At 44.5% G+C, this 24,079-nt stretch carries 20 protein-coding genes; 8 read left to right on the top strand and 12 right to left on the bottom strand.

Annotated elements, in window-relative coordinates; translation table 11 throughout:
• Positions 1-425: 425 nt before the first annotated feature.
• Positions 426-1,790 carry a tRNA uridine-5-carboxymethylaminomethyl(34) synthesis GTPase MnmE gene (gene mnmE / locus AC59GT_RS17425; protein WP_497238815.1) on the bottom strand — a complete coding sequence of 455 codons (1,365 nt, stop codon included), beginning with the start codon at positions 1,788-1,790 and terminating at the stop codon, positions 426-428.
• Between the two features lie 102 nt (positions 1,791-1,892).
• On the opposite strand from mnmE, the gene AC59GT_RS17420 reads away from it, so the two are divergent.
• Together AC59GT_RS17420 and AC59GT_RS17415 are read left to right on the top strand one after the other, a co-directional pair.
• Positions 1,893-2,951 carry a nucleoid-associated protein gene (locus AC59GT_RS17420; protein WP_497238814.1) on the top strand — a complete coding sequence of 353 codons (1,059 nt, stop codon included), beginning with the start codon at positions 1,893-1,895 and terminating at the stop codon, positions 2,949-2,951.
• 25 nt (positions 2,952-2,976) lie between these two features.
• Positions 2,977-3,360 carry a hypothetical protein gene (locus tag AC59GT_RS17415; protein ID WP_497238813.1) on the top strand — a complete coding sequence of 128 codons (384 nt, stop codon included), beginning with the start codon at positions 2,977-2,979 and terminating at the stop codon, positions 3,358-3,360.
• An 11-nt stretch (positions 3,361-3,371) separates the two neighbouring features.
• On the opposite strand, the gene AC59GT_RS17410 is transcribed toward AC59GT_RS17415, so the two are convergent.
• The 4 genes from AC59GT_RS17410 to proS form a co-directional block, all read right to left on the bottom strand.
• Positions 3,372-3,728 (bottom strand): DUF5655 domain-containing protein, encoded by a 357-nt coding sequence (locus AC59GT_RS17410; RefSeq protein WP_497238812.1) that lies wholly within the window; start codon positions 3,726-3,728, stop codon positions 3,372-3,374.
• A gap of 46 nt (positions 3,729-3,774) precedes the next feature.
• On the bottom strand, positions 3,775-4,623 hold the full coding sequence (locus tag AC59GT_RS17405; RefSeq protein WP_497238811.1) for a TIGR02757 family protein: 849 nt from the start codon (positions 4,621-4,623) through the stop codon (positions 3,775-3,777).
• An 81-nt stretch (positions 4,624-4,704) separates the two neighbouring features.
• Positions 4,705-5,844, bottom strand: coding sequence for a cystathionine gamma-synthase (locus AC59GT_RS17400; protein ID WP_497238810.1), 1,140 nt, complete (start codon positions 5,842-5,844; stop codon positions 4,705-4,707).
• A gap of 119 nt (positions 5,845-5,963) precedes the next feature.
• Entirely contained in the window at positions 5,964-7,436 is a 1,473-nt protein-coding gene (gene proS / locus AC59GT_RS17395) for a proline--tRNA ligase (protein WP_497238809.1), read from the bottom strand.
• Positions 7,437-7,540: 104 nt separating this feature from the next.
• Here proS and AC59GT_RS17390 point away from each other — a divergent pair, with 104 nt between their 5' ends.
• The 3 genes from AC59GT_RS17390 (at position 7,541) to AC59GT_RS17380 (ending at position 13,543) form a co-directional block, all read left to right on the top strand.
• Positions 7,541-8,419, top strand: coding sequence for a hypothetical protein (locus AC59GT_RS17390; protein ID WP_497238808.1), 879 nt, complete (start codon positions 7,541-7,543; stop codon positions 8,417-8,419).
• Positions 8,420-8,444: 25 nt separating this feature from the next.
• Positions 8,445-9,950 carry a hypothetical protein gene (locus AC59GT_RS17385; RefSeq protein WP_497238807.1) on the top strand — a complete coding sequence of 502 codons (1,506 nt, stop codon included), beginning with the start codon at positions 8,445-8,447 and terminating at the stop codon, positions 9,948-9,950.
• A 272-nt stretch (positions 9,951-10,222) separates the two neighbouring features.
• The gene (locus AC59GT_RS17380) at positions 10,223-13,543 is read left to right on the top strand and encodes a patatin-like phospholipase family protein (RefSeq protein WP_497238806.1); all 3,321 of its coding nucleotides are present in this window, start codon (positions 10,223-10,225) and stop codon (positions 13,541-13,543) included.
• Positions 13,544-13,605: 62 nt separating this feature from the next.
• Here the strand turns inward: AC59GT_RS17380 and AC59GT_RS17375 are convergent, their stop codons facing one another.
• The gene (locus AC59GT_RS17375) at positions 13,606-14,085 is read right to left on the bottom strand and encodes a Dps family protein (protein WP_497238805.1); all 480 of its coding nucleotides are present in this window, start codon (positions 14,083-14,085) and stop codon (positions 13,606-13,608) included.
• Positions 14,086-14,187: 102 nt separating this feature from the next.
• Between AC59GT_RS17375 and AC59GT_RS17370 the strand changes: the two genes are divergently transcribed.
• Genes AC59GT_RS17370 through AC59GT_RS17360 form a run of 3 tightly spaced genes read left to right on the top strand, consistent with a single transcriptional unit; the run spans position 14,188 to position 16,606 of the window.
• Positions 14,188-14,949 carry a DUF4905 domain-containing protein gene (locus AC59GT_RS17370; RefSeq protein ID WP_497238804.1) on the top strand — a complete coding sequence of 254 codons (762 nt, stop codon included), beginning with the start codon at positions 14,188-14,190 and terminating at the stop codon, positions 14,947-14,949.
• Between the two features lie 21 nt (positions 14,950-14,970).
• The gene (locus AC59GT_RS17365) at positions 14,971-15,966 is read left to right on the top strand and encodes a LysM peptidoglycan-binding domain-containing protein (RefSeq protein WP_497238803.1); all 996 of its coding nucleotides are present in this window, start codon (positions 14,971-14,973) and stop codon (positions 15,964-15,966) included.
• The gene (locus AC59GT_RS17360; protein WP_117381078.1) at positions 15,959-16,606 is read left to right on the top strand and encodes a uridine kinase family protein; all 648 of its coding nucleotides are present in this window, start codon (positions 15,959-15,961) and stop codon (positions 16,604-16,606) included. The genes AC59GT_RS17365 and AC59GT_RS17360 overlap by 8 nt, the downstream gene beginning before the upstream one ends.
• An 8-nt stretch (positions 16,607-16,614) precedes the next feature.
• Here AC59GT_RS17360 and AC59GT_RS17355 read toward each other — a convergent pair whose 3' ends face one another.
• From AC59GT_RS17355 to AC59GT_RS17330, 6 genes are all read right to left on the bottom strand, one after another.
• Positions 16,615-16,884 (bottom strand): hypothetical protein, encoded by a 270-nt coding sequence (locus AC59GT_RS17355; RefSeq protein ID WP_133300140.1) that lies wholly within the window; start codon positions 16,882-16,884, stop codon positions 16,615-16,617.
• A gap of 155 nt (positions 16,885-17,039) precedes the next feature.
• Entirely contained in the window at positions 17,040-19,181 is a 2,142-nt protein-coding gene (gene pnp / locus AC59GT_RS17350) for a polyribonucleotide nucleotidyltransferase (RefSeq protein ID WP_497238802.1), read from the bottom strand.
• 128 nt (positions 19,182-19,309) lie between these two features.
• Positions 19,310-19,588, bottom strand: a complete 279-nt coding sequence (rpsO, locus tag AC59GT_RS17345; protein ID WP_117381075.1) for a 30S ribosomal protein S15 — start codon at positions 19,586-19,588, stop codon at positions 19,310-19,312.
• A 538-nt stretch (positions 19,589-20,126) separates the two neighbouring features.
• Positions 20,127-21,245 (bottom strand): FAD-dependent monooxygenase, encoded by a 1,119-nt coding sequence (locus tag AC59GT_RS17340; RefSeq protein ID WP_497238801.1) that lies wholly within the window; start codon positions 21,243-21,245, stop codon positions 20,127-20,129.
• A gap of 650 nt (positions 21,246-21,895) precedes the next feature.
• Entirely contained in the window at positions 21,896-23,020 is a 1,125-nt protein-coding gene (locus AC59GT_RS17335) for an FAD-dependent oxidoreductase (protein WP_497238800.1), read from the bottom strand.
• Between the two features lie 48 nt (positions 23,021-23,068).
• Positions 23,069-23,896, bottom strand: a complete 828-nt coding sequence (locus AC59GT_RS17330; RefSeq protein WP_497238799.1) for a helix-turn-helix domain-containing protein — start codon at positions 23,894-23,896, stop codon at positions 23,069-23,071.
• Positions 23,897-24,079: the final 183 nt, after the last annotated feature.

Genomic DNA, 24,079 nt, shown 5'->3' with positions numbered 1-24,079 from the left:
ATTAGAACTCATATCAGTTTCATTCAAATTCGTTACCGGCAAAATTTTGGCAAAGCAATTCCTTGCGATAATTTCGCCTCTTTTAAAACATTAAAAATCAGTTTGTTACACCATTCAGGTGAGATCACCGGGTAAGTAACTACCGACGATTTTTTCTTTAATCATCGGTTGTAATTACTCCATCTTTAAGGCGGTTTAAGCTTATATAAGGCGCAATAAGCGGAAATAAGAGTATATAAGCTACTTAATTCCTCCTCAAATTTTCAATCTCAAAAAAAATCGTTTTTGAGTAACAACTTAGTAACAAAAATAAGAAATACAATGCATATTATCCAAGAATTTGGACAAACGAAATATACATAACTTATTAACAATGAGTAGTTTACTTGTCGTAAGTTGTCGTTAATTTGGCGTGTTTGTCGGCATCATTTGCCGATACAGAACTTGCTAAAAATATTTTCCAGCAAATCGTCTGTAGTAACTACTCCTGTTATTTCGCCAAGGTAGTGTAGCGCTTGTTTAATGTCCATCGCCAGGAAGTCCGATGTAATGTCATCTATCCCGTTCAGCACCCTTGAGAGACTTTCCTCTGTTTTTTGCATTGCTTCCAGGTGGCGGATGTTGGTAATCAGCGTTTCGTTGCCGTTTAGCTGCTCTTTTACAGCGGCATAATATATCTTTTGTTTAAGCTCTTCTATATTCTGCTTTTCTTTTGCGGAAATAAAAACGGCCGTTTCAGTATGGGGCAGTGGTAATTGCTGTTCGTGGTTCAGCAGGTCGGCTTTATTTGCAACTACCAACATGGTTACGTTTGGTCTTTTTAGGCTTTCAAGGTCGCTGTTCAATTCGGCAACGGTAATTTGCAAAGCGTCAAAAACATACAACAACAGGGCGCTTTCACTTATTTTCTCCATGGTGCGCTGTACACCAATCTGCTCTATAGCATCTGTGGCCTCGCGTATGCCCGCTGTATCAATCAGGCGAAAGTTAATGCCGTTTATGTTTAATATTTCTTCAATGGTGTCGCGGGTTGTACCTGGTATGTGGCTCACAATCGCACGTTCTTCATTCAGCAAAGCATTTAATAAGGTAGATTTACCCGCGTTTGGCCGGCCTGCTATCACAGTGTTCACCCCGTTTTTAATGGCATTGCCTAATTCAAACGAACTGATAAGACTCGTCACTATCCGGTTGATGTCGACTATCAGCTTCTTTAACTGGTCGCGATTGGCAAACTCTACATCTTCTTCGGCAAAATCCAGTTCCAATTCTATCAACGAAGCAAATTGAACTAATTGCTCCCGCAATGTTTTGAGCTGACTGCTAAAGCCACCCCTTAATTGTTGCAATGCAACTTGCTGCGATGCTTTGGAGTTGGAAGCGATCAGGTCAGCGACAGCCTCTGCCTGGGACAGGTCTAGCTGACCGTTAAGGAATGCCCGTAAAGTAAACTCCCCTGCCGTGGCAGCGCGTGCACCATTCCTGATTAGTAGTTTTATGATAGAACCAATAATAAAGTTACTTCCGTGGCAGGAGATTTCTACTACGTTCTCGCGGGTGTAAGAACGCGGCGCAACAAATAACGATGCTACTACTTCGTCCAGTTCCGCGTCACCATCCATTATACGGCCAAAATGCAGCGTATGCGACGCTTGTTTAGTAAGATCTTTCCCCTTCCAAACTTTCTGGGCAATGTTTATGGCATCCGGGCCAGATAAGCGGATAACGCCGATAGCACCCGTTCCAGAGGGTGTAGCAAGGGCCACAATGGTATCTTCAGTTGTAGTCATGTCTTTGTAAAGCATGGATGTTATTGGTTAACCACGGCATCCTGTTTAAACAACAAAAGTCGTTATTTACATCGAACTAAAAACCGCTAACTTCGCCACCCTATGGTAACTTTTTTTGAAGCATCGCTTGATCTTGTATCAGTTCATCACGTCGGCAATCAAACACAAGGTGAGATGTACGCATTGTCGGACCATCCACTTGCTTTAAAGGATGAGGTGATCTCTTCCCTATTGATGCAATACTTTCTGAAACCTTTTGAAAAAGCGAACGAAGTTTACCACCTGATGCATAGTAGCGACAACCTCGAGTTGAACGAGATCTATCATTTTGCAACAGCTATGTTCAACAACAAAGAAAGCTTCCAGAAATCTGCACAGGATATCGCCCGTCACCTCTACAACGTAAGCACCCACCCTAATATCAAAGGGGGCGAATTATATGTTGTTTACTTTAATAAAGTACAAATTGAAGGTGACCTACTGGATGCAATAGGCATTTTCAAATCGGAAAATAAGGAAACCTACCTGAAGGTATACCCGGATGATGGAGGTTTTGCAGTAGATTACGAGCAAGAGGCAATCAACATTAATAAACTTGACAAAGGGGTACTTATTTTCAATATAGAAAAAGAGAACGGCTACAAAGTTGCAGTTATAGATAAAACTACGGGAGGCCAGGATGCGGCAGTGTACTGGAAAGACGAGTTTCTACAATTGAAAATTCGAAACGACAGCTTTAACCAAACCAGTAACGTGCTTGGTATTTACAAAAACTTTGTGACGGAAAAACTTGACGATGAATTTGACATGAGCAAGGCAGACAAAATAGACCTGCTAAACCGGTCAATGAAGTACTTTAAAGAAAAAGAAACTTTTGACATTGATGAGTTTGCCGATGAGGTGATCAGCAATCCGCAGGCTATAGAGTCGTTCAAGAACTTTAAAAACCAGTACGAAAACGAGTTTGACACTAAAATTGGCGATACATTCGAAATATCTGATAATGCTGTTAAAAAGCAGGCCAGGGTCTATAAAAGCGTGTTAAAGCTGGACAAGAACTTCCACATTTACATTCACGGAGACAAAGACCTTATAGAGAAAGGCTTTGATGATGGGAAAGCTATGAATTATTACAAGGTATATTTTAAAGAAGAAGCTTAACAGTTAACCCCCTATACCGAAGAAAATGAAAAAATTGCTATTTGTTGTGTTTGTGTTCCTTTCAACATATGTATTTGGCCAGGATATTGCAATTGATACCGCAGGGAAACCGTCAACGGCTCTTCGTTTGAAAATAATAAATGAATCTCAAAACAGTGGTAAGCTGGACATGTGGACACCCATAAAAGGGCATGAAAAGGACGGTATCCAAATAGCACCCGGCATGTTTGCCACCAAGCGGGAAGTAGCGATTATAAGATGGGCTTACAATTTAGTAGCTATTGGCATCACTAACAAGAAAGAAGTGATATCGATCTATGCGGAATTAATTGCCAAAGACGTAAACAGTAGCGAACTAAAGTGCCTTAACTATGGTTACGATCAAGGAATGAAAAGAACCCGTAAATAACTTTTGTCCTATTACCGCTCTTCATTATAGGCCTTTTGCATAAAACTAAACACTTCTTCATTAAGGTCTTCAGCTTGCAACATCCTAAAATGATGATTAAACTGCTGCTGACCAGGAACCTGCCCTACTTTTTGAAAGCATAGATTATCAGGATACTCCTTTTTAAATGGGAATACCACATGTATAAAGTTTTTACCTAGCTGCGTTACCCAAGCTATGCGCTTGTGATCATTAGATATTCCAATCATGGTTTTGGTAGCCTCTACCTTTATCGGACCAATAGCTATAAACTGATCTATAATGTGGTGTAACAAACCAACAGTATGTTCGCTCTTTCCCTTCAGGAATGCGGCAACGTCCTTATTCATGTTTATCATAATGGTTCAACAAGATAAAGAAAGTCTGGTAATAAAGTTAAAGTGTTGGCAGTATACCTTCTATACCCCATCGTTCTTCTATCCCCAAGCCAAATAGGGCAAAGTCGTATTTTACGGGATCATACGGATCAAGTTCACGCAGGTTTTGTGTGAGTTCTACCGCCGTTTGCCAATCTGTTTGTTTGCGTGTAATAAGTTTAAGTTTGCGGGCAACACGGTCTACATGCAGGTCGCAGGGGCAAATCAGGTCGGCAGGCGTAAGCTTGTTCCAAATACCGAAGTCTACCCCTTGATCATCCTTCCGCACCATCCATCGCAGGAACATGCAAAGGCGCTTGCAGGTGGATTTCTGGGACGGAGATGACACGTGCTTCTTTGTACGATGAGGAAAATCAGGAAGCGAGAAGAAGTAAGAGCGAAAATGATTTAAAGCTGCAGCCCCCCTACCCCCTGAAAGGGGAGTAGAAGTTTGACTAAAGTCATCAAGACATTCCCCCTTTAGGGGGCTAGGGGGCTCCGGTACAAACGCATCTTCCAGGCTTTCAAACCGTTTATAGTGATACCTGAAGAACGAAATAAAGTAAAGCGTATCAATATCATTAAAGGTGCGGTGCTTAAAGTTAAGCAGCTTCTTTAGGTCGGGTTCCTGATGGTTGATGATGAAATCATAGGGCGCCCCGTCCATCAAACCAATAAGTTCTTTACACTTGTTAATGATGGTAACGCGTTGTCCCCAGGCTAAAGTTGCCGCCCAAAAGCCCATGATCTCGATGTCCTGCTTTTTAGTAAACAGGTGAGGGATACTAATTGGATCGTTAGCTATAAAATCAGGCCTGTTGTATTGAGCCACCTTTTGGTCGAGAAAGGAACGAAGATTGTCTGTCATAAAATAGAGTCAGGAATCAAGAGTCAAGAATTAAGAGAAAGCTACTTGTCTTGCCTGCTGATTATTGATTCTTTACGCTGTTTACGACAACGCTTGTTTTAAATCTTCCAGCAAATCTTCAATATCCTCTACCCCTACGCTCAGGCGAAGCAGGTTATCTACTACACCAGCCTTTTCACGTGCCTCTTTAGGAATGCTGCCGTGGGTCATGCTTACCGGATGGTTGATCAGCGACTCCACTCCGCCTAACGATTCGGCTAGGGAGAACACTTTAAATGAGCCTGCGATACGATAGGTTTCCTGCAGATCGGCATCTTTTAGTACAATAGAAATCATGCCGCCAAAGTCGCGCATCTGTTTTTTGGCAACTTCGTGGTTCGGCGAATCGGGGAAACCCGGCCAATATATTTTCTCCACCCGCGGGTGATCTTTCAAAAACTCAGCTACCTGCCTGCCGTTCTCGCAATGCGCTTTCATACGCAGGTGCAGGGTCTTGATACCACGCAGCACCAAAAAGCTGTCCATAGGTCCCGGAGTAGCGCCACAGGCATTATAAATAAACCACAGCTTTTTGTAAAGCTCTTCGTCGTTCAGCATCAGTGCACCCATTACTACGTCGCTATGGCCGCCAATGTACTTGGTTACCGAATGCATCACCACATCGGCACCCAGGTCTATAGGGTTTTGCAGGTACGGAGAGGCAAAGGTATTGTCAACCACAAATAGCAGGTTTTTAGCTTTGCTGATCTTACCGATAGCTTCAATATCCACCACCTGCATGGTTGGGTTGGTCGGCGTTTCTATCCAAACCAACTTGGTCTTCTCATTAACATACTGGTTAATGATCTCCGGATCGCTCAGGTCCAGGAAGTGGAACTTGATGCCGTACTTAGCATAAATTTTGGTAAAGATGCGATAAGAGCCACCATAAAGGTCGTTCCCGGTGATCACCTCATCACCTGGCGCAAGCAGCTTCATTACCGCGTCCGTAGCGCCCATCCCACTGGAGAAAGCCAAGCCATATTTCGCATTCTCTAAGGCCGCCAAACAATCCTCCAAAGCCTTGCGGGTTGGGTTGGTACCACGCGAGTACTCATATCCCTTATTATCTCCCGGTGACTTTTGCCAGTAAGTAGATGTTTGATATATCGGCGTCATAATAGCGCCGGTTGTAGGATCGGGCTCCTGCCCTGCGTGTATAGCTTTGGTTCCGAATTTCATACCCCCTGACCCCCTAAAGGGGGAATTTTGGTTTGCAATGCCGGCAAAGTACCGGCACAAGATTTATAATAAACGTAAATAATTCCACATGTGAAAGCTCCCCTTTTAGGGACTAGGGGTTAGTATGCCCTTGCAAACAATACCCGCTGGGTAGATGGCTTGCCTGTAAGAATGCATTTACCCTCTTCCTGCTTGTTGTTTAAAGGTATACAACGTATAGTAGCCTTGGTTTCGTCTTTAATCTTTTGCTCTGTTTCAGAAGTTCCGTCCCAATGTGCAGAAATGAAGCCCGGCTGTTCATCCAGCATGCGCTTAAACTCTTCGTAGGTATCAACCTCAACGGTATTTTCCTCACGGAATTTAAAAGCTTTTTGATAGATATTTGTTTGAATTTCCTCCAGCAGGGCTTCTATTTTTGCTCCTAAACCTTCCTGTTGTACTGTCTCTTTTGTTTTAGTATCTCTGCGAGCCAACTCCACAGTGCCGTTCTGCATATCACGGCTGCCAATGGCAACGCGCAATGGCACACCTTTTAACTCATACTCGGCAAACTTTGCACCCGGACGATGGGTATCGCGATTGTCAAATTTTATGGATATGTTTTTGGCCCGCAGTTCTTTTGTAAGGCTGTTAACAAACGTGGTAATATTGTCCAATTCTTCCTGGTGCTTGTAAATCGGCACTACCACTACCTGTATAGGAGCAAGTTTTGGCGGTAACACCAAGCCCGCATCGTCGGAGTGCGACATAATAAGTGCTCCGATCAGGCGTGTTGATACGCCCCAGGAAGTCGCCCATACATAATCCTGCACATTTTCCTTAGTGGTAAACTTCACATCAAAAGCTTTCGCAAAGTTTTGACCCAGAAAATGCGAGGTTCCCGCCTGTAAGGCTTTGCCGTCCTGCATTAAAGCTTCTATGCAATAGGTGTCTAACGCACCGGCAAAGCGCTCGTTAGGAGTTTTGCGGCCGCGCACTACCGGCAAAGCCATAAAGTTTTCAGCAAAATCTGCATATACTTCCAGCATCTGCTCCGTTTCGGCAATTGCCTCCTGTGCAGTCGCATGGGCCGTATGGCCTTCTTGCCACAAAAATTCGCTGGTGCGCAGGAACAATCGTGTACGCATTTCCCAGCGCATAACGTTAGCCCACTGGTTCACCAAAATGGGCAGGTCGCGATAGCTTTGTATCCATCCGCGGTAGGTGTTCCAGATGATGGTTTCTGACGTTGGGCGAATAATTAATTCTTCTTCTAATTTTGCTTCCTCATCCACAACAATTTGCCCGTTGCCATCGTTCTTAAGCCGGTAGTGTGTTACAACAGCACATTCCTTAGCGAAGCCCTCCACGTGGCTGGCTTCTTTGGAGAAGAAGGATTTTGGTATGAGCAACGGAAAGTAAGCGTTTACGTGCCCGGTATCTTTAAACATTTTATCGAGCGCGCCCTGTATTTTTTCCCATATAGAATATCCGTACGGTTTTATGATCATGCAACCTCTGACAGGCGAATATTCAGCCATGTCACTTTTTATTATAAGGTCGTTAAACCATTGCGAGTAATCTTCGTCTTTACTAATAACACCCTTGCTCATATCTTGATCTTTGGAATAGAATTTGCCTCTAATTAATATAACTATCGGCCAAATTTATAAATTTATACGTTTATTTGAACTTGAACTTTACTCTTACAGCCAAAATGAAAAGGAACCTACTCTTAGGAATTTCGCTTATCGCCGCTATTGCGGTGAGTTCCTGCTCGGTTAACAAAACTGCATCTACTGCCGCAAACAATGACGACGTTTACTTTTCACAGGCAAAAGCCGGTGATGAGCCTGAATATGTTGCCCCAAAGCCTGTTTACCGCCAGGAACCTGAGGATGCTTACAACGACGAGGATGATTACTATTACTATGATGATTACGCGTCTCGTATAAACCGCTTCAGCTATTATTCCCCATTCAGCTATTATGATCCGTTCTACAGCTACTCGCCTTATGCATATGGTAGTGGCTTTAGCATTGGTTTAGGCTATAATCCATGGTATTACGGTTCGGGATGGGGCTTATATGGCGGATTAGGGTTTGGCTACGGCGCATTTTCACCTTATGCCGGATATGGTTACGGTTACGGTTATGGTTATTCGCCTTACTCCTACTGGGGTACGGGCTATTACAACGGCGGCTATCCATACTGGGGTGTTTATTCGGCTTACAACAACTCAGGTACAGCACGGCCTTACAGGGGCAGCGGCAATCCAAGAGGTGTAGTTGGTAATCGTAGTGGAAACGGTATTGGCTACGCTAATGGTAACGGCATGGGTTACTATCCTGGTCGTCCCACCAGAACAAGTGTTGGTGGCAATGTACGTACCAATAGCAATGGTGGGTATAGCAACGGCAACGGTAGCTATAGCCGCCCCGCAAGGCCTACACGTAATGAACAGCCATCTTATCAGCCTAGGCCTACACAAGTAGAGCGTTCGTACTCTCCTCCTCCATCTAACATGGGTGGTGGCGGTGGCGGCAGCTCGTCAGGTGGTGGCGGTGGTGGCGGCGGCAGACCAGCCCGACCATAATTTTTTACGATTTACCTAACTCTTTATGAAAATAAAATATCTACTCAGTGTGATCGCTATAGTAGCGGTTACTAAAAATAGTTTTGCCCAATATTCACAGGATGCTATCCGCTTTTCAGGTGGCCAGCCGGGTTCTACCGCACGCATTAAAGGCGTTGGTGGTGCCGGTACAGCTGTTGGTGGCGATCTAACATCTGTTAGCGCTAACCCTGCAGGTTTAGGTTTTTTCACCCGCTCTGAATTAAGTATTACTCCTGAATATAACAACATCAAGACCAATTCAACTTATTTTGGCACCAGCTCACAGGCTACCAACAACACCGGTAATCTTAATAACGCTGCTTTGGTTATTTATCAGCAATTAAAGAAAGCTCGTGGCGCTGATAAAACTAAAGGCTGGTTAAGTGTGAATTATGGTATAGGTTACAGCCGTACTAATAACTACTATGAGAACATCAATTATGGTGGCACTAATAACAGCAGCAGCATAGGTAATTACTTTGCAAGCTTGGCCAACGGTTCAAAGCAGAGCGATAACCAGGGCTACTACCTGCCGAGCGGATCGTTGGAGTCATGGGCTTACAACCATTATCTTATCGAAGAAAATAACGGCAACTTCACATCTAATGCACAGCCTAATGGTAACCAACAGGTAAACATTAGCCGTACAGGCGGATTGAGCGAGTTAGATTTTTCGCTAGGTGCTAATTACAGCAATAAACTTTACATTGGTTTAGGTCTTGGTTTTACAACCCTTAGGTACAACTCTACGTCGCTGTTTAGCGAAAGCGGAAACGTTATCTTACCGGCTACACCAACACTTCCGGCAGAACAATTGGACTATAGCACCGGCTTTGCGCAAGATCAGTCTACAAGAGGTACAGGTTTTAACGCCCGCTTAGGTTTAATATACAAACCGGTGGAAGCTGTTAGGTTAGGCGCTACGTTTACTACACCAACTTGGTACAGCATTGATGATGTATACAGCGAAGGCTTAAGAACACGTTACCCGTCAAGCACAACTAACAGCGATTTTGAAGACCGCACTGATCAGCCATATGCTTTAACCTACAACTTACGCACTCCTTATAAGGTAGCTGGTGGTATAGCTGTGTTCATTAAGCAATTTGGCTTTATTACAGGTGATATTGAGTACGTGGATTACACAAGCACCCACCTGAGCAGCAACGATAGTTATGACGCAGATTACAAGGATAACCCTGAGATTAAAACACTTTACAAATCGGCAGTAAATTACCGCATTGGTGCAGAGGCCAGGTTAACAAACTTCTTCATGCTGCGCGGGGGTTACGGTATACAGGGCGATTATCGTAAAAATTACGGTAGCGACATTAAAACTGCAAGTGGTGGTATAGGCCTGCGTTTCGCAAACTATTACCTGGATGCAACATACATGCACTCCACCGGTAGCCAAACAGTCTTCCCTTACGAGATTGGCAGCAATACCCCTAGTGCATTAATTAATAAGACCAATAACAGCGCGTTCCTTACATTAGGATATCGGTTCTAATACCAGATACACAATATGCCTGCTAAAGAGCGATGAATTTTTTCATCGCTCTTTTTTATTTTAACGCCTTTTCATATTGAGATTAAATATCAAATGTAAAATAATACATATGTTATTATAGGTTATAAAATCAACGTATCTTAAAGCTGATCTTCAAGCCGCATGTATAAAACATTTATTGATACATTATTTTGTAAATATTTTAAATATTCATAAAAGGAGTATTATATTTATAATGTTCATTCAAAAGTATCACCTAAACCACTCACAACATGGACATTATCACAGACTTAACTGCGCACGCGGTATCTTACATTACTATTTACCAGGATATTTGTAAAGACAAGTTTTTCAGCGAAAATAAAATTGTCACAAATGACCATTGCTCACAGGAGCAGTATAATCGCATAAAAGAAGTTTTCATGAGCAGAGAGCTGCTGGATGAAAATACGCTTAAAAAACAGTTCTTTAGGCGGGTACATCAGCTTTACAGTTGGATAAAAAGTGGGGGCGACGCAGCAATTGCAACCATGCAGATGACCGCCAACAGCAATGACATTTACCAGCCACCCACCTACTGGAGAAAAAAAATTAGGGCTATGTTGTTTGCTGACGCCAACGAGCGTTCAGAGTTAGCGAGGATTCTGAACTATGTGCCTATTCAAGTAATACTTGCTATGGGCGGAAACAAGATTAAAAATTATGACCGTACTTACCAGGCTTATGATAATACGGAACAACCCAAAGAAACTTCGACTACTGGCTTGATCAAAAACGCTCAAAGGGATAAATGGTGGGCGGGCAACATTAAGGGAAAACCAAGAAGATCTTTGACAATTGAGCTCCTGGAGAACAACGAAAAGCTAAAGAATTGTCTTATAACGGCAAACGCACCATTACCATTTGACACCTTTTTTGCAGAGGAACTAAAGGAGGTTGAACAGAGCCGTGAAAGCCGCCGTAAAGAATTAGAACCCGGGATGGTACCTCCATCAAATACCCCTAAACACGCGGTAGACCCCGACCCTTTTCTGCTCGCGTCGGATATGAAACTTAAAGGGTTGGCACTATCAGGCGGGGGCATACGCTCGGCAACATTCAGCCTTGGTGTTATACAAAAACTGGCTTACCTGGGTCAACTTAGTTCTTTTGATTATCTGTCAACCGTGTCAGGCGGCGGATACATCGGGTCCTGGCTAATATCATGGATAAAACGTGGCGGCTCTGTAACCAAGATCAGCAATCGTTTAAACCCTGCTAAGTCTACCGATCCGATGGCTGACGAAGTAAGGCCTATTCGCTGGTTGCGTATGTACAGCAACTACTTGTCTCCAAACGCCAGCATTATGTCTGCGGACGCCTGGACCACCGGCATGACCTGGTTAAGAAACACAACCATAAATCAATGCATATTGTTGCTATTACTACTAAGCGTTCTTGCACTCGTTTCTGCTTTTTTTAACCTGTGGCGTATATTTCAATCAACCGGTAACAACTATAGCAATTGGTCCGTCGGTATTTGGAGTTTCATACTGTTGGCACCGGCAGCTTTGCTAACCGGCTTTGGAATGAGAGGATACAAAACCGTGGACGGAGTTAATACCAAGCCTCTTATTGCAAATGCTTATACATCATCCCTGATGGTGTTTTGGGCCGTTTTAGCTGGTTGTATTATCAGCTCCTGGCTCTATGCAGGGTTACCTGAACTTGGCGGCTACTTGTACAACGGCAACAAGCTTTGGCCTGTCGCTGCGGTAGGTGCCGCTTTAATGATTACAGTAGCATCAATTGGTAAGTATGCGTCACAAGCCAATGAGATGGGCACATACAAAATTTACGTTGTACCAGGTTGGCTTCGTATTTGGTGCTGGATTATCATTTCATCATTAATAGCCGCTCTGGTGGGGTTGGCTGCTTTAACAGCTGTTTGGACGCTGTTCTGCAATTTGCCTGTAGCTAAGTGCGGCATTACCAATTTTTACGAAAAGGAGATATTCATATTAGGCCCTCCGCTTATTATCGAAGTAGTATGCGTTTCTATTGTAGCACGCATGGCTTTAATGGGGTTATTGTTCCCGGACGAAAAACGTGAATGGTGGGGCCGTATGGGCGGCATTGTACATCGCTTTATTCTCCTGTGGTTGTTGGTAACAGCAGGTGCCCTACTACTGCCAGATTACATAAGATATAATAGCAAGTATATCCCCAAAGAACTTGCACCCATAATAGGTACCGCAGCTACCTGGGCCGGCCTTGTTGGCGCAGGTGTAAAAATGGCATTTAACGCTGCATCTGAAGGTAAAAAATCTGACCCAGGGAAATCAAAAGCCGCAGATATGTTTGTGCGGTTTGTTCCATATCTCTTTATGTTAGGTTTTCTGCTGATAGGTGCATATACCCTAGAGGCACTTACAAGAGTATTTGTGGACATTGAAAACGCTAATGCCAAAACTTTAGCCAGCTGCTTTGGACTGTTATCCGGCGGTTTAATTGTAATTACCTGGATTATAAGCTGGCGCACTGGTGTTAACGAGTTTTCTTTACACCACTTTTATCGCAATCGGCTTACGCGGGCCTACCTGGGTGCAACACGCAGAAGGGATGACCGTGATAATACGGCAAACTCATTTACAGGCTTTGATCAAAGGGATGATCTGCCCCTTACAGATTTCAAGTACAAGGGAAAAAATGGCAGATATATTGGCCCCTACCCTATACTCAATACTGCACTGAATGCCACTGATGCAAGTGAGCTGGACAGGCAAGACCGCATGGCCGAATCTTTCATATTCTCGCCACTTTACTGTGGGTTTGATTTTAGCGCAACCAAGTCAGCCATCAATAATAAATCTTCAAAATTCAACTATGGTTACCGTAACACAGACAGGTATTCCGCGCCGATGGGTCCACAGTTAGGTTCGGTAATGGCTATGTCCGGCGCTGCAGTTAGCCCAAATATGGGTTATCATTCATCTGCCGCAACGGCATTTTTACTCACAATGTTCAATGTAAGGCTGGGCCGATGGATTGGCAACCCCAGGCAAGACAGGTGGAAACATTCTGAGCCGACCGCCGGCATAGGGTATCTTGTTAAGGACTTAGTGGGCGATACAGATATTGATAACGATTACGTATACCTGTCAGACGGCGGGCACTTTGATAATATGGGCCTCTATGAATTGGTGCGAAGAAAATGCAGCACAATTGTGCTGGTTGATGGCGAGCAGGACAGCAAAGCCAATTGTGAAGGCCTGGCCAATGCAATAAGGCGGTGCCGGATTGATTTTGGTGTTGAAATTGAGATTGACACAACTAAGATTACCAAAAAAGATAAAGATACCGGCTTTTCATTGGCGCATGCCGTTACCGGCAAAATACATTACCCTGGTGTTACTGATGTAGGGGAATTAATTTATGTGAAAACCACACTTACCGATGATAATGCAACTGATGTACGTGAGTACTACATGAGCAACCCCGAGTTTCCGCAAGAGTCAACCGGCGACCAGTTCTTTAATGAAGCGCAGTTTGAGAGTTATCGCAAACTAGGTTACTTGTCTATTGATAAAAGTATATTTTCTTTTTCCAAATAAATATCGTTAACAAAAAAAGCGATGGATTTCTCCATCGCTTTTTTTGTTATACCTGTTACAAATTAATCTTCGTTCACAAACGAACGCAGCATCCAGGTGTTCTTTTCTTTAAACTGCATAAAACGATTCACCATATCGTTGGTGCCGTCGTCGCCTGCTTCTGCAGTAATATCAAGCAGCTGGCGCTCCATTTCAATCAGCGTAGCCATATCATCAATCAAGGCCTTTACCATATCGGTATCTTTCATACCAATTGTATTAATCTCCTTTATTGTTGATGTGGTTATATAATCGTTAAATGTGCTATACGGTGGTTTACCCAGGGTAAGTATACGTTCGGCCAGTTCATCAATTGTAGTCAGTGCTTCTGTATACAATTCCTCAAACTTTACATGCAGGGTAAAAAAGCTTTGTCCTTTTACGTTCCAGTGGCAGCCACGCAATTTTTGATAGTGAATGTGGTAATTGGCTAACAAGTCGTTCAGGTGATCTACAACTGGTTTTACTTTCTTTTCTTCTAGGCTAATTTCTTTCGCGTCCATGGTAAATATTGTGTGTGTTTTGGTGTAACAGCCTTCAGGAGGCATTGTTCATAAAGGTAAGCACATTTAATATTAATGAGCATATTTGCACATAATTTAACAATGGACAAACTATTGGCCCCGTTATTAACACATTGTTTTACCGCACCGGTGTGGCGCATGGAAATTGATGAGCTGAGTGACGCAATTGTTTTGGAACTGCGTAGTGAAGCCGAAAAGCAGGTGAGATTTACCTCTTTAAGCCTGAATACGGGGCTTATAAATTTCGAGGATTACCAGACAGAAGAACGCTGGCTGGTTGGCCTGGAAGCGGTTTACGGCGGCGTAACACTGCTTCACTACTATAAAAACGAGAACAGCCCCGAACATAAAGGTATTATCGCGATTGATGCACAAACCGGTACTAACTTGTGGGCTAATTACAGCTTTGCTTTCGACGGCCTTACCCTTAATGGCCTGGCGGCTTACAACACCGCACTACAGCCAAAAAAAACGGTACTGCTTGATATAGCCACCGGTGCTGTTTTAAGAAATTACACTCCCGCTGATAAACCTTTAGCCAATAGTATAGTCGTACCATCAATGATCTCAGCGCAGCAGTTGCCGCAAGATTACCTGCCTTTGCAACCGTACGGAAATATGGTGCATTACCTCCATTACAATAAGTACATAATTGTATCTTTGCACACATTTGAAAACGGGGTGCTGCAACAGCACATGTTTATAATAGATGGTGCAAATATTGTTTACCACGATGTTTTAAACAGTGGTATACAAAAATTACAGCCGGAGGCGTTTGTATTACATAAAAACGTACTGGTTTACATTAAAAACAAGACCGAGTTAAAGGCCGTGCGCTTGTAAATTTTTGTTCAATAACACATTATGAGATTTAAGATCGTATTGTTATCTACCATATTGCTGTCCTTATCAGCAACTCTTTTTGCCCGCCCGCTTGTAGATTCAGTAGGCATTGAAAATCTGAACGGCAAAAAAGTGATCCTCCATAAGCTGGATCCAAAAGACAATTACTACTCTATTGGCCGTAAATACGGTGTGAGCCCGAAGGCAATTATCTCTTTTAATAACAATGCCGGTATGCAAATCGGCAAAATAATAAAGGTGCCTACAGAGCGACCGTTTGACGTATCAGAACAGGCCACTGTAACACCACCGCAAAACAAGCCGGTTACACAAACACAACAAAATAAACCTATAACGCAGCAGCAAACACAACCCGCAACTACTACAGTAGCTCCCCCGACGGTACAAAACCCGGTTGATCAAAAAGCCGCTCAGCAGGTAGCAAATTCCAACGCCAATGGCATAACCTCCCAGCAATACAAAGTGTCCGCAGGCGAAACGCTCTACTCTATTGCAAAACGTTTTAATACTACTGTGGAGGACATTACCGCCACTAACAAACTTACAGAGAGCATTAAACCGGGCCAGCTGCTTACCATCCGCAGCAACGTTCCACCTCCGCCGACACCGGCTGCAGTTGCTAATGATAGCCTGCTAGCCAAACGCGACTCCACAATGGTTGCACCGGCAGATACAATGGGCGAACACCGCCCCGGTACCAACAAGTACGGTTTGTTTGAAAAGAACGAGCGCGGTGTTGCCACCTGGATAGAAGATACCAGCCTTGATCCCAACAAGAAGCTTATACTACACCGCACTGCCCCTATTGGCACTATTATGCGCATAAGCAACCCCATGACCGGTAAAAGCACCTTTGCAAAAGTAGTTGGCCGCTTTACCGATAACCAGCAAACCAAAGATGTGGTTATTGTAATGACCAAGAACGTTGCCGACAGTATCGGCGCGCTGGACAAACGTTTTCATGTAAATATTAGCTACGGCACTCCTAATGAATAAACCTTTTGTTGTTGGCGTTGCTGGCGGAAGCGGCAGCGGAAAGACCTTTTTTTTGAAATGTTTCCTGGAGCATTTTACTGCTGATGAGGTGTGCCTTGTATCGCAGGATGATTATTACATCCCGGTAGCCCACAACATGACCAAGGAGGAGAACAAGTTGTACAACTTTGACCTCCCCAGCACCATTGACGCAGACCGCTTTGAGGCAGACATCAGTAAGCTAATGCGCTGGGAAACGGTTTATCAGCAGGAGTACACCTTCAATAACCCCAACATTGTACCCAAGATGCTGGAGATAAAACCCGCACCTATTATTATCGTAGAGGGCTTATTCATCCTGCATTTTAAGAAGGTAGCCAACGACCTGGACATGACCATTTTTATTGATGCGGATGAGGAAGTTGCGCTGCGCCGCCGCCTTAAGCGCGACCTTGCCGAGCGTGGCTACTCCAACGAAGATGCCAGCTACAAATGGCACAACCACGTTGTACCGGCTTATAAAGAGTTCCTGCTGCCATTTAGGGACACCTGCGATCGCGTTATTATAAACAACGGCCACATTGCAGATGACATTATCAAAGTCACTGATGACATATCGCAGGAATTAAGAGAGAAAGTTTTTGGAGAGAAGAAGAAGTAACTAAAAGATCAATCGCAGTTAAGCAACAGATCATAGTACTTTTTCATGAGAACGGTATCATAGTTCACGAGGGAGTTGTACGCTTCGGTAACCAATTCGTTAAGTATGGACGAGCCAAGCTGCCCCGCCCCGTTTGGGATGGAATCGTAATAGGCAATAAGCTCTTTAACCCTTATAATTTCGTACAATAACTGTTGTATGAGGTCGGCTTGCGGGCCACCGTTCATACCCCCCGAGTTATTGAGAAAACCAAGCGGGTCGTTCATAGTAGACGTCATTTTCAATATACAGGACCGGCTTTATTTTCTTTTAGCACATTTATACTTAATTATACCAAACCGCCTAATAGCTGATTTGTTTTCAAAGTTTAAAAAAAAATAATAACAACAAAGCCCTCGTTAATGAGGGCTTTGTTGTTATCAGAATACAATTCTTAGTTGTTGTTTTCCGGCTTTTTAACTTCAGGTTTTGGCAATAGAACTTTACGGGAAAGTTTCAGTTTGCCTTGCTTGTCAATGTCAAGCAATTTAACCCTTACCTCATCACCTACCTGGAATATACCGTCCATTGTTTCAATACGACGGTGGTCAATTTCAGAGATGTGCAGCAAGCCATCTTTACCTGGCATGATCTCGACAAACGCGCCGAAAGGCATTATCGAGCGTACTTTACCTTCGTAGATCTCGCCTACTTCCGGTTTAGAAGCAATAGCACGGATACGGCCTACAGCTGCATCAATAGATGCTTTGTTATCAGCAAATACCTGTACTATACCAACGTTGTTAACTTCTTCGATAGAAATAGTAGCACCGGTTTCGCGTTGCATTTCCTGGATGATTTTACCGCCGGGCCCAATTACAGCACCAATAAATTCTTTATCGATCTTGATGGTGATAATGCGCGGAGCGTGTGGCTTGTAATCCTCACGTGGTTCGGTAATGGTTTTAGCCATTTCGCCAAGGATATGTAAGCGACCATCTTTTGCCTGGTGAAGGGCAGCAGCAAGCACTTCGTAAGATAAACCGTTTATTTTGAGGTCCATCTGTACAGCAACAATACCGTTTTTGGTACCGGTTACCTTAAAGTCCATATCACCTAAGTGATCCTCGTCGCCAAGGATGTCAGAAAGGATGGCGTATTTAGTACCCATTTCGTTGGTGATCAAACCCATTGCAATACCCGAAACCGGGTTAGCAATTTTCACACCGGCATCCATCAGCGCAAGCGTACCGGCGCAAACAGTTGCCATAGATGACGAACCATTAGATTCAAGAATGTCAGAAACGATACGGATAGTGTACGGGTTTTCGTCCTCAGCAGGCAATACGCGTTTTAACGAACGCATAGCCAGGTTACCATGACCAATCTCGCGACGGCCGGCACCCCTGTTAGGCCTAACCTCACCGGTAGAGAAACCTGGGAAGTTGTAGTGTAACAGGAATTTCTGGTAACCGTTAATGAACGCACCGTCAATCATCTGCTCGTCGTCCTTAGCACCTAAGGTAACGGTAGTTAATGACTGTGTTTCGCCACGGGTGAATACCGCGCTGCCGTGAGCAGATGGCAAATAGCCAACTTCGCTCCAGATTGGGCGTATCTGCGTAGTAGTACGGCCGTCAAGGCGTTTGCCTTCGTCCAGTACCAGGTTGCGGATAGCGTCATACTCTACGTCGTGGTAGTATTTTTTTGCTAACGATTTAGTGATATCGTCTATCTCGCCAAGGGTTTCTATGTAAGCGTCACGTACAGCTTTAAATTTTGCACTGCGCTCGTCTTTAGCAGAAGCCGAAGAAGCAATGTCATACACCTGCTGGTAAGTAGCTTCGTAGATAGCCTTTTTCAGGTCTTCGTTGCTATGCTCGTGGTTGTAAGTACGTTTTTCTGTTTTGCCAACTTCCTGGGTAAGTTCAATTTGTGCAAGGCACTGTACTTTAATAGCAGTGTGCGCAAATTTAATAGCCTCAACAAGTTCATCTTCCTGTATCTCGGCACTCTCGCCTTCCACCATGTTGATGTCGTGCTGGTTACCTGCTACAATAAACTCTAAAGTTGCATTTGCTAACTGGCTTAAAGTTGGGTTTATAACCAACTGGCCGTCAATTTTAGCTACACGTACTTCAGATATAGGACCATTGAAAGGGATATCCGAAACAGATAAAGCTGCTGAAGCTGCCAAACCCGCAAGCGCATCAGGCATGATATCTTTATCAGCGCTGATCAGGGATATCATCACCTGTGTATCTGCGTGATAATCTTCAGGGAACATGGGGCGCAGGGCGCGGTCAACCAAACGAGAAATTAAAACCTCGTAGTCTGACAGACGTGCCTCACGGCGTAAAAAACCACCCGGGATACGACCGGTGGCAGCGTATTTCTCTTGGTAATCTACAGAAAGGGGCAGGAAATCAATGCCTTCTTTCGCTTCTTTTGATGATACTACAGTAGCAAGCAACATGGTGTCACCCATTTTTACTACTACCGAGCCATCGGCTTGTTTGGCCAGTTTACCGGTTTCGATCTCAATGGTGCGGCCGTCACCTAAATCGATTACCTTTTTAATTACATTTAAACTCATCTTGTTTGTGTTGCGGTGCGCTTTTCATCTTCAGGAGCACACCTTTTTTATGTTTGTAAAAATTGTTTCAGAAATTAAAAAAGCCATCCTGCTTAGGCGGACGGCTTTTTTTTGTTTTTCAACAAAAGTTATTTGATGATATCCCTCAGCTGTAACGCCTTGATGATAGCACGATACCTGTTAATATCCTTTTTGTATAGGTAAGCCAGCAATGCGCGGCGTTTACCTACTAACTTCTGAAGTGATAACTGTGTAGAAAAATCGTGTTTGTTTTTCTTTAAGTGACCAGTTAAATGCGCGATACGCGTAGTAAAAAGAGCTACCTGACCTTCGGCTGAACCTGTATCAGTTGCGCCTTTACCGTGTTGTGCAAAGATCTCTGCCTTTGCTTCTTTACTTAAATACATTACCTGAATAATATTAAAGCGTGTAAACTTTTGTTAATTGTGGTGCAAAGGTAACTAATTAAGTCTGAAGTTTCAAGCGTTTACGAATAAGAATATCGGAGTCAAGAGTCAAGAGTCAAGAGTCAAGAGTCAAGAGTGAATGTTTGGCTGGACTGGTTGTTTTAAATTCTATTAAATCTTTAAATTTCAGAAATTCGAGTTCAGACGATTCTGAAAATTCTGACTCAGACTATAACACTGACCGACTCACCCCGACATCGCTATCGCTCGTCGACCCTCTCTCCGCTACGCGCAAAGAGGGTTAAGATTAGACTGCCTTATAATATATACATGACAACACCCCCTCTTTCCGCAAGGCGGAGAGAGGGGGCCGGGGGGTGAGTAGATTCGCCGCGAGCAATTACGTGGCAATCACCGACATGCCTGTCGTCGACCTTTCCATCGAAGATTGCTTCGTTCCGCAATGACGCATGGGAATGTTTGATAATTACTTGCCTACTGATTGATCGCTTTGTTTCTCGAGACAGAATTAAGACAATCAAAAGATTTCTTCCCTTTCATTTCTTTCCCGAATAGCTTCTTCAGTCCTGGGAATAAAATTCTCCAGTACGTTCTTTTCGGCGGTGGCTTGTACTTCTTCAATAAAAGAACGGATGCTTTTTTCATAAGCCGCAAACGCCAGGTTGTAATCACCCCCGTGTTCAACTAAGGCATCGGCCAGCGCTGCCGCCCCTATCATTGATAATGATGCACCCATACCTGCGGCCGGCGAAGCGCAATAAGCCGCATCACCAACCAACGCTACCCTACCCTTTACCCATGCAGGCATCTTTATCTGGCAGAATTTATCAAAATAGAAATTACCCGAATGCCTTATTTCGTTTAATAGTTCCGGCGTGCGCCAGCCCTCACTGGCAAAATGTTCCAGGATAAGGTTTCTTTGCTGCTCAACATCGCGGTAACTATAAGGGATCTCCTCTTGTGAATGGAAGCAGAAGATGACATCAGTTTTATTCTTATATGCATTAAGCATAACGGCTTTATTCGGCACGTTAAACATTTGCATGGTATTTTGCTCTACCAGCAGCTTGTCCACTATCGTGATAGAGAAATACGCCTCCATGAAATGCGCGTACTCCGCTTCGGGACCAAACCACAACTTCCTGGTGCCGGAATGTGAACCGTCGCAGCCTAGCACAAGATCGAACGTGCGTTGTGCCCCATTTATAAAAGTAACCTCAATATTATCCCCGGTGTCGTTTAAAGCGGCAACGCTATTGCTAAAAATAAACTCCACGTTGTTCTTAAGCCGGGCAAACAGGATGTTTATAAACTTATCCCGCTCAATTTCCACTTCGTTGTTTTCGTCATCATTGCCGTCGAGCACCATGGTGCGTTCAGAAACGTCTTCGGCATTTTTAAATATTACCTGTTCTACATTGAGCTTATTTGCCTCCAGTTCATCAAGGATGCCCATGCGGCGTGCTATATCAACGGTATTCCCGCGTATATCAATAGCAGAGCCGGCGGTGCGTGGCTGACCTGCAACTTCCACAACAGTTACGCTATACCCTAAATTATTCATCCACCAGGCGCAGGAAAGCCCCGCTATGCTTGCGCCGGAAATAAGTATTCTTTTGTTTTTGAATGGTTCCATAGTTCAATTGTAGCCGATTGATGACTACGGTATAAAATTGCACAATGCACCTCCCCTACGCTTGTACAAACACGACAAAAGCAGGTAGCTATTTGAAAGTCGAAGATTGCTTCGCCCCTTGCAATGACGCAGTGTCAGAACGAGCACTGCTAACCCACGCCGACTCACCCCGACATCGCTATCGCTCGTCGACCCTCTCTCCGCTGCGCGCAAAGAGGGTAAGAAGAATTACAAAACAAGAGCTGCACAGCCAGAACAAGCACATTTAAAACCGGTATCAGGAACGTTCCGGCAGTATAGGCATTGCTAAAGCACCAACTTCGAAAGAACGTAACGTAGCCGGCACTTTATTCACTCCGTTAATGAGATCGCTACGCTAAGTTTCTTTGGTTCGTTTCTTTTGGTGTCAAAAGAAATGAACATCCACCGGCGTGAATAAGGCAGAACCATTCCTCACGAGCACTACCAACTCACCCCGACATCGCTATCACTCGTCGACCTTCTCTCCGCTGCGAGCAAAGAGGGTTAGAAAGTCAGTCGACAGCACCCCCTCTTTACACGAAGTGAAGAGAGGGGGGCGGGGGGTGAGTCGACTAGCGAAGTCGCCCTTCAATACCAACTCACCCCAACGCTGCCCCGCTTATCAAAAGCTAACGAATAAACCTGTGAAATGAAAAATCAGGATGTCGCATTTCCAACTCGTTCGCAGCCGACTGGCGTTGCGCCTCTGCCGCATAAACAAACATTTGCTGTTCGTAATCTTCTATAGCAGCCTGTATGCTGGCGTGCTTGCCGTTGGTAAGATTATCCGACAAAATTAGTGCGTCCGTTAAACCTGTGTTTACACCCTGCCCTGCAAAAGGCGGCATAAGGTGAGCAGCATCGCCAATAAGCGTCACCAACAGTGGTCTTTCGCTTTTCCAAGGTTTATCTAAGGGCAATTTCTTTGTAGGCAGTACCCAAAAAGAGTTGGTTGCCGCAAACAGCTGCCTGTAAACATCAGCCCATTGTGCAAGCCTGCTGGTCAAGTATTTGATAATGCTATCCCTATCCAATCCGGCACTTATAACCCCCGGCTCAACAGCACTGCTAAACATTACACCGTAGCTTAAAACCCCGTTGTTACGAGGGTTAGCAACCACCGAAGTGCCTTTCCTGGATACCATCAGGATATTGCCATTGCACAGTTGGTAAAAGTCGGGACAACGCACAGCGGCATCGTGCACCTCTCCCTGCACTATGATCGTCCCGGTATCCTTCACCTCTGTACCTGTAAGGTACTTCCTAACGGTTGACATGCCACCGTTAGCGCCAATCACAAAGTCGGCAGTGGCATCCGGCTTATTTTCAAAATGTAATACCCATTGATCGTTATCTGCCTCAAGGCCCTTTAATTTTCTATCCCACCGAACAGTGCCCGGGGTTAAACTTTCCAGCAATAAGGTTCTGAGGGAGTTGCGGTTGATTTCAGGGTTGTCGTGTTCGTTTTGTGGCGTTGGCATCTTGGTGAACAAGATATTACCTTGTTCGTCGGCAATGGTTCTGCCCATTGGTACTGCCATTGCGTAGTAGCGCTCCAGCAGTCCCGCCTTTTGCATCGCTATCTGTCCAGACTCCTTATGAAGATCAAGCGTGCCGCCCCATATACGTGCTTGCGCGTTGGCATCCCTTTCGTATACGGTAACATTGATCCCGCTTTGCTGTAGCAGCCTGGCCATAGTAAGCCCAACTGGACCGGCGCCGATAACGGCTACCTTTTTATCTTTCAATAACATAGTATTGCATCATTTATTTATGATGCAAATGTGCGGCTGACAACAGCCTTAATCTTGTACAAACGCGACAAAGTTGGCCACAGCCGAATTGCCGCTTTTAGCTTTACGGGCGAAAGCTGCCGGCGTAGTGCCACTGTAGCGTTTAAACTCTCGGCTAAGATGTGCTTGGTCGGTATAGCCTAAGTCGGCGGCTAAAGCAGCAAGGTTGGCGGCGGGAGTAAGCCATAAGCGGTTTCGGACCTGCTCAAAACGCATAACCCCCGAAACATCTTTTACGGTGTGGCCGGCGGCTTGCTTAAATTTCCGTTCCAGTGTACGTACCGTAGCGTGCGCAGCCTCAGCCACCTCACTCACCGGAATAGTGCCGTTGGCATTGTTTAAGGCAGCGCCAGCTTTATGCAGCATAGGATCTGCTATATGCTTTTTGTGTTCTAAAAAATATTGTTTCAGCAAAGCCAACGCATCATCGGCGCGATCTGCAGCCATTAAGCCGTTTAAAACGGGTTGAAGTTGGGCGATAGGGTGTGTAAAAACGCGAACACTCTCGTTACCTGCCGGTAAGTCCAGCAGATCGAACACTGTCCATGGGAAACACCTTACCCCCAATACCTGCAAACGGCCTTGCGCATTTAATATCACCGGCTGGCCAAGCAGTCCCATCAGAAATGGTGACGGCAAAGGCTGCAAGCCTTCGGGAGTGGATACGCTGCAAGCGGCACCAAAAAGAAAAACGATCTCGGCATAACCATCGGGCAATACTTCAAAATTTGAAGGCTGCTCACCAAACTCTATTATCGTGTACCAAAATTCCTGTATACTCTCCCGTAGTTCTTCGGGCGGTTTATACTCGTAATGCCGCATGCCGAAAGATAGCATAACGAAGCGTGCATTGCGTAATCAAGTAAAAATTTGTTTGCACCAATGAGGAACAACAAGTCACACCAGGAATGCTTTTCGACTGTTAAAATAGACTGTACCAACAGTAACATCATCTGACTTGTCCTGGAATGAGTTTACACGGTAAAAGGAGTAAACGATGAAAAGAAGTAAGGAGCAAAA

It is taken from the genome of Mucilaginibacter sp. 320_HR (assembly GCF_059691875.1).
Note: the sequence above shows the minus strand (reverse complement) of the source record. Positions and strands in the feature narration are given on the sequence as shown.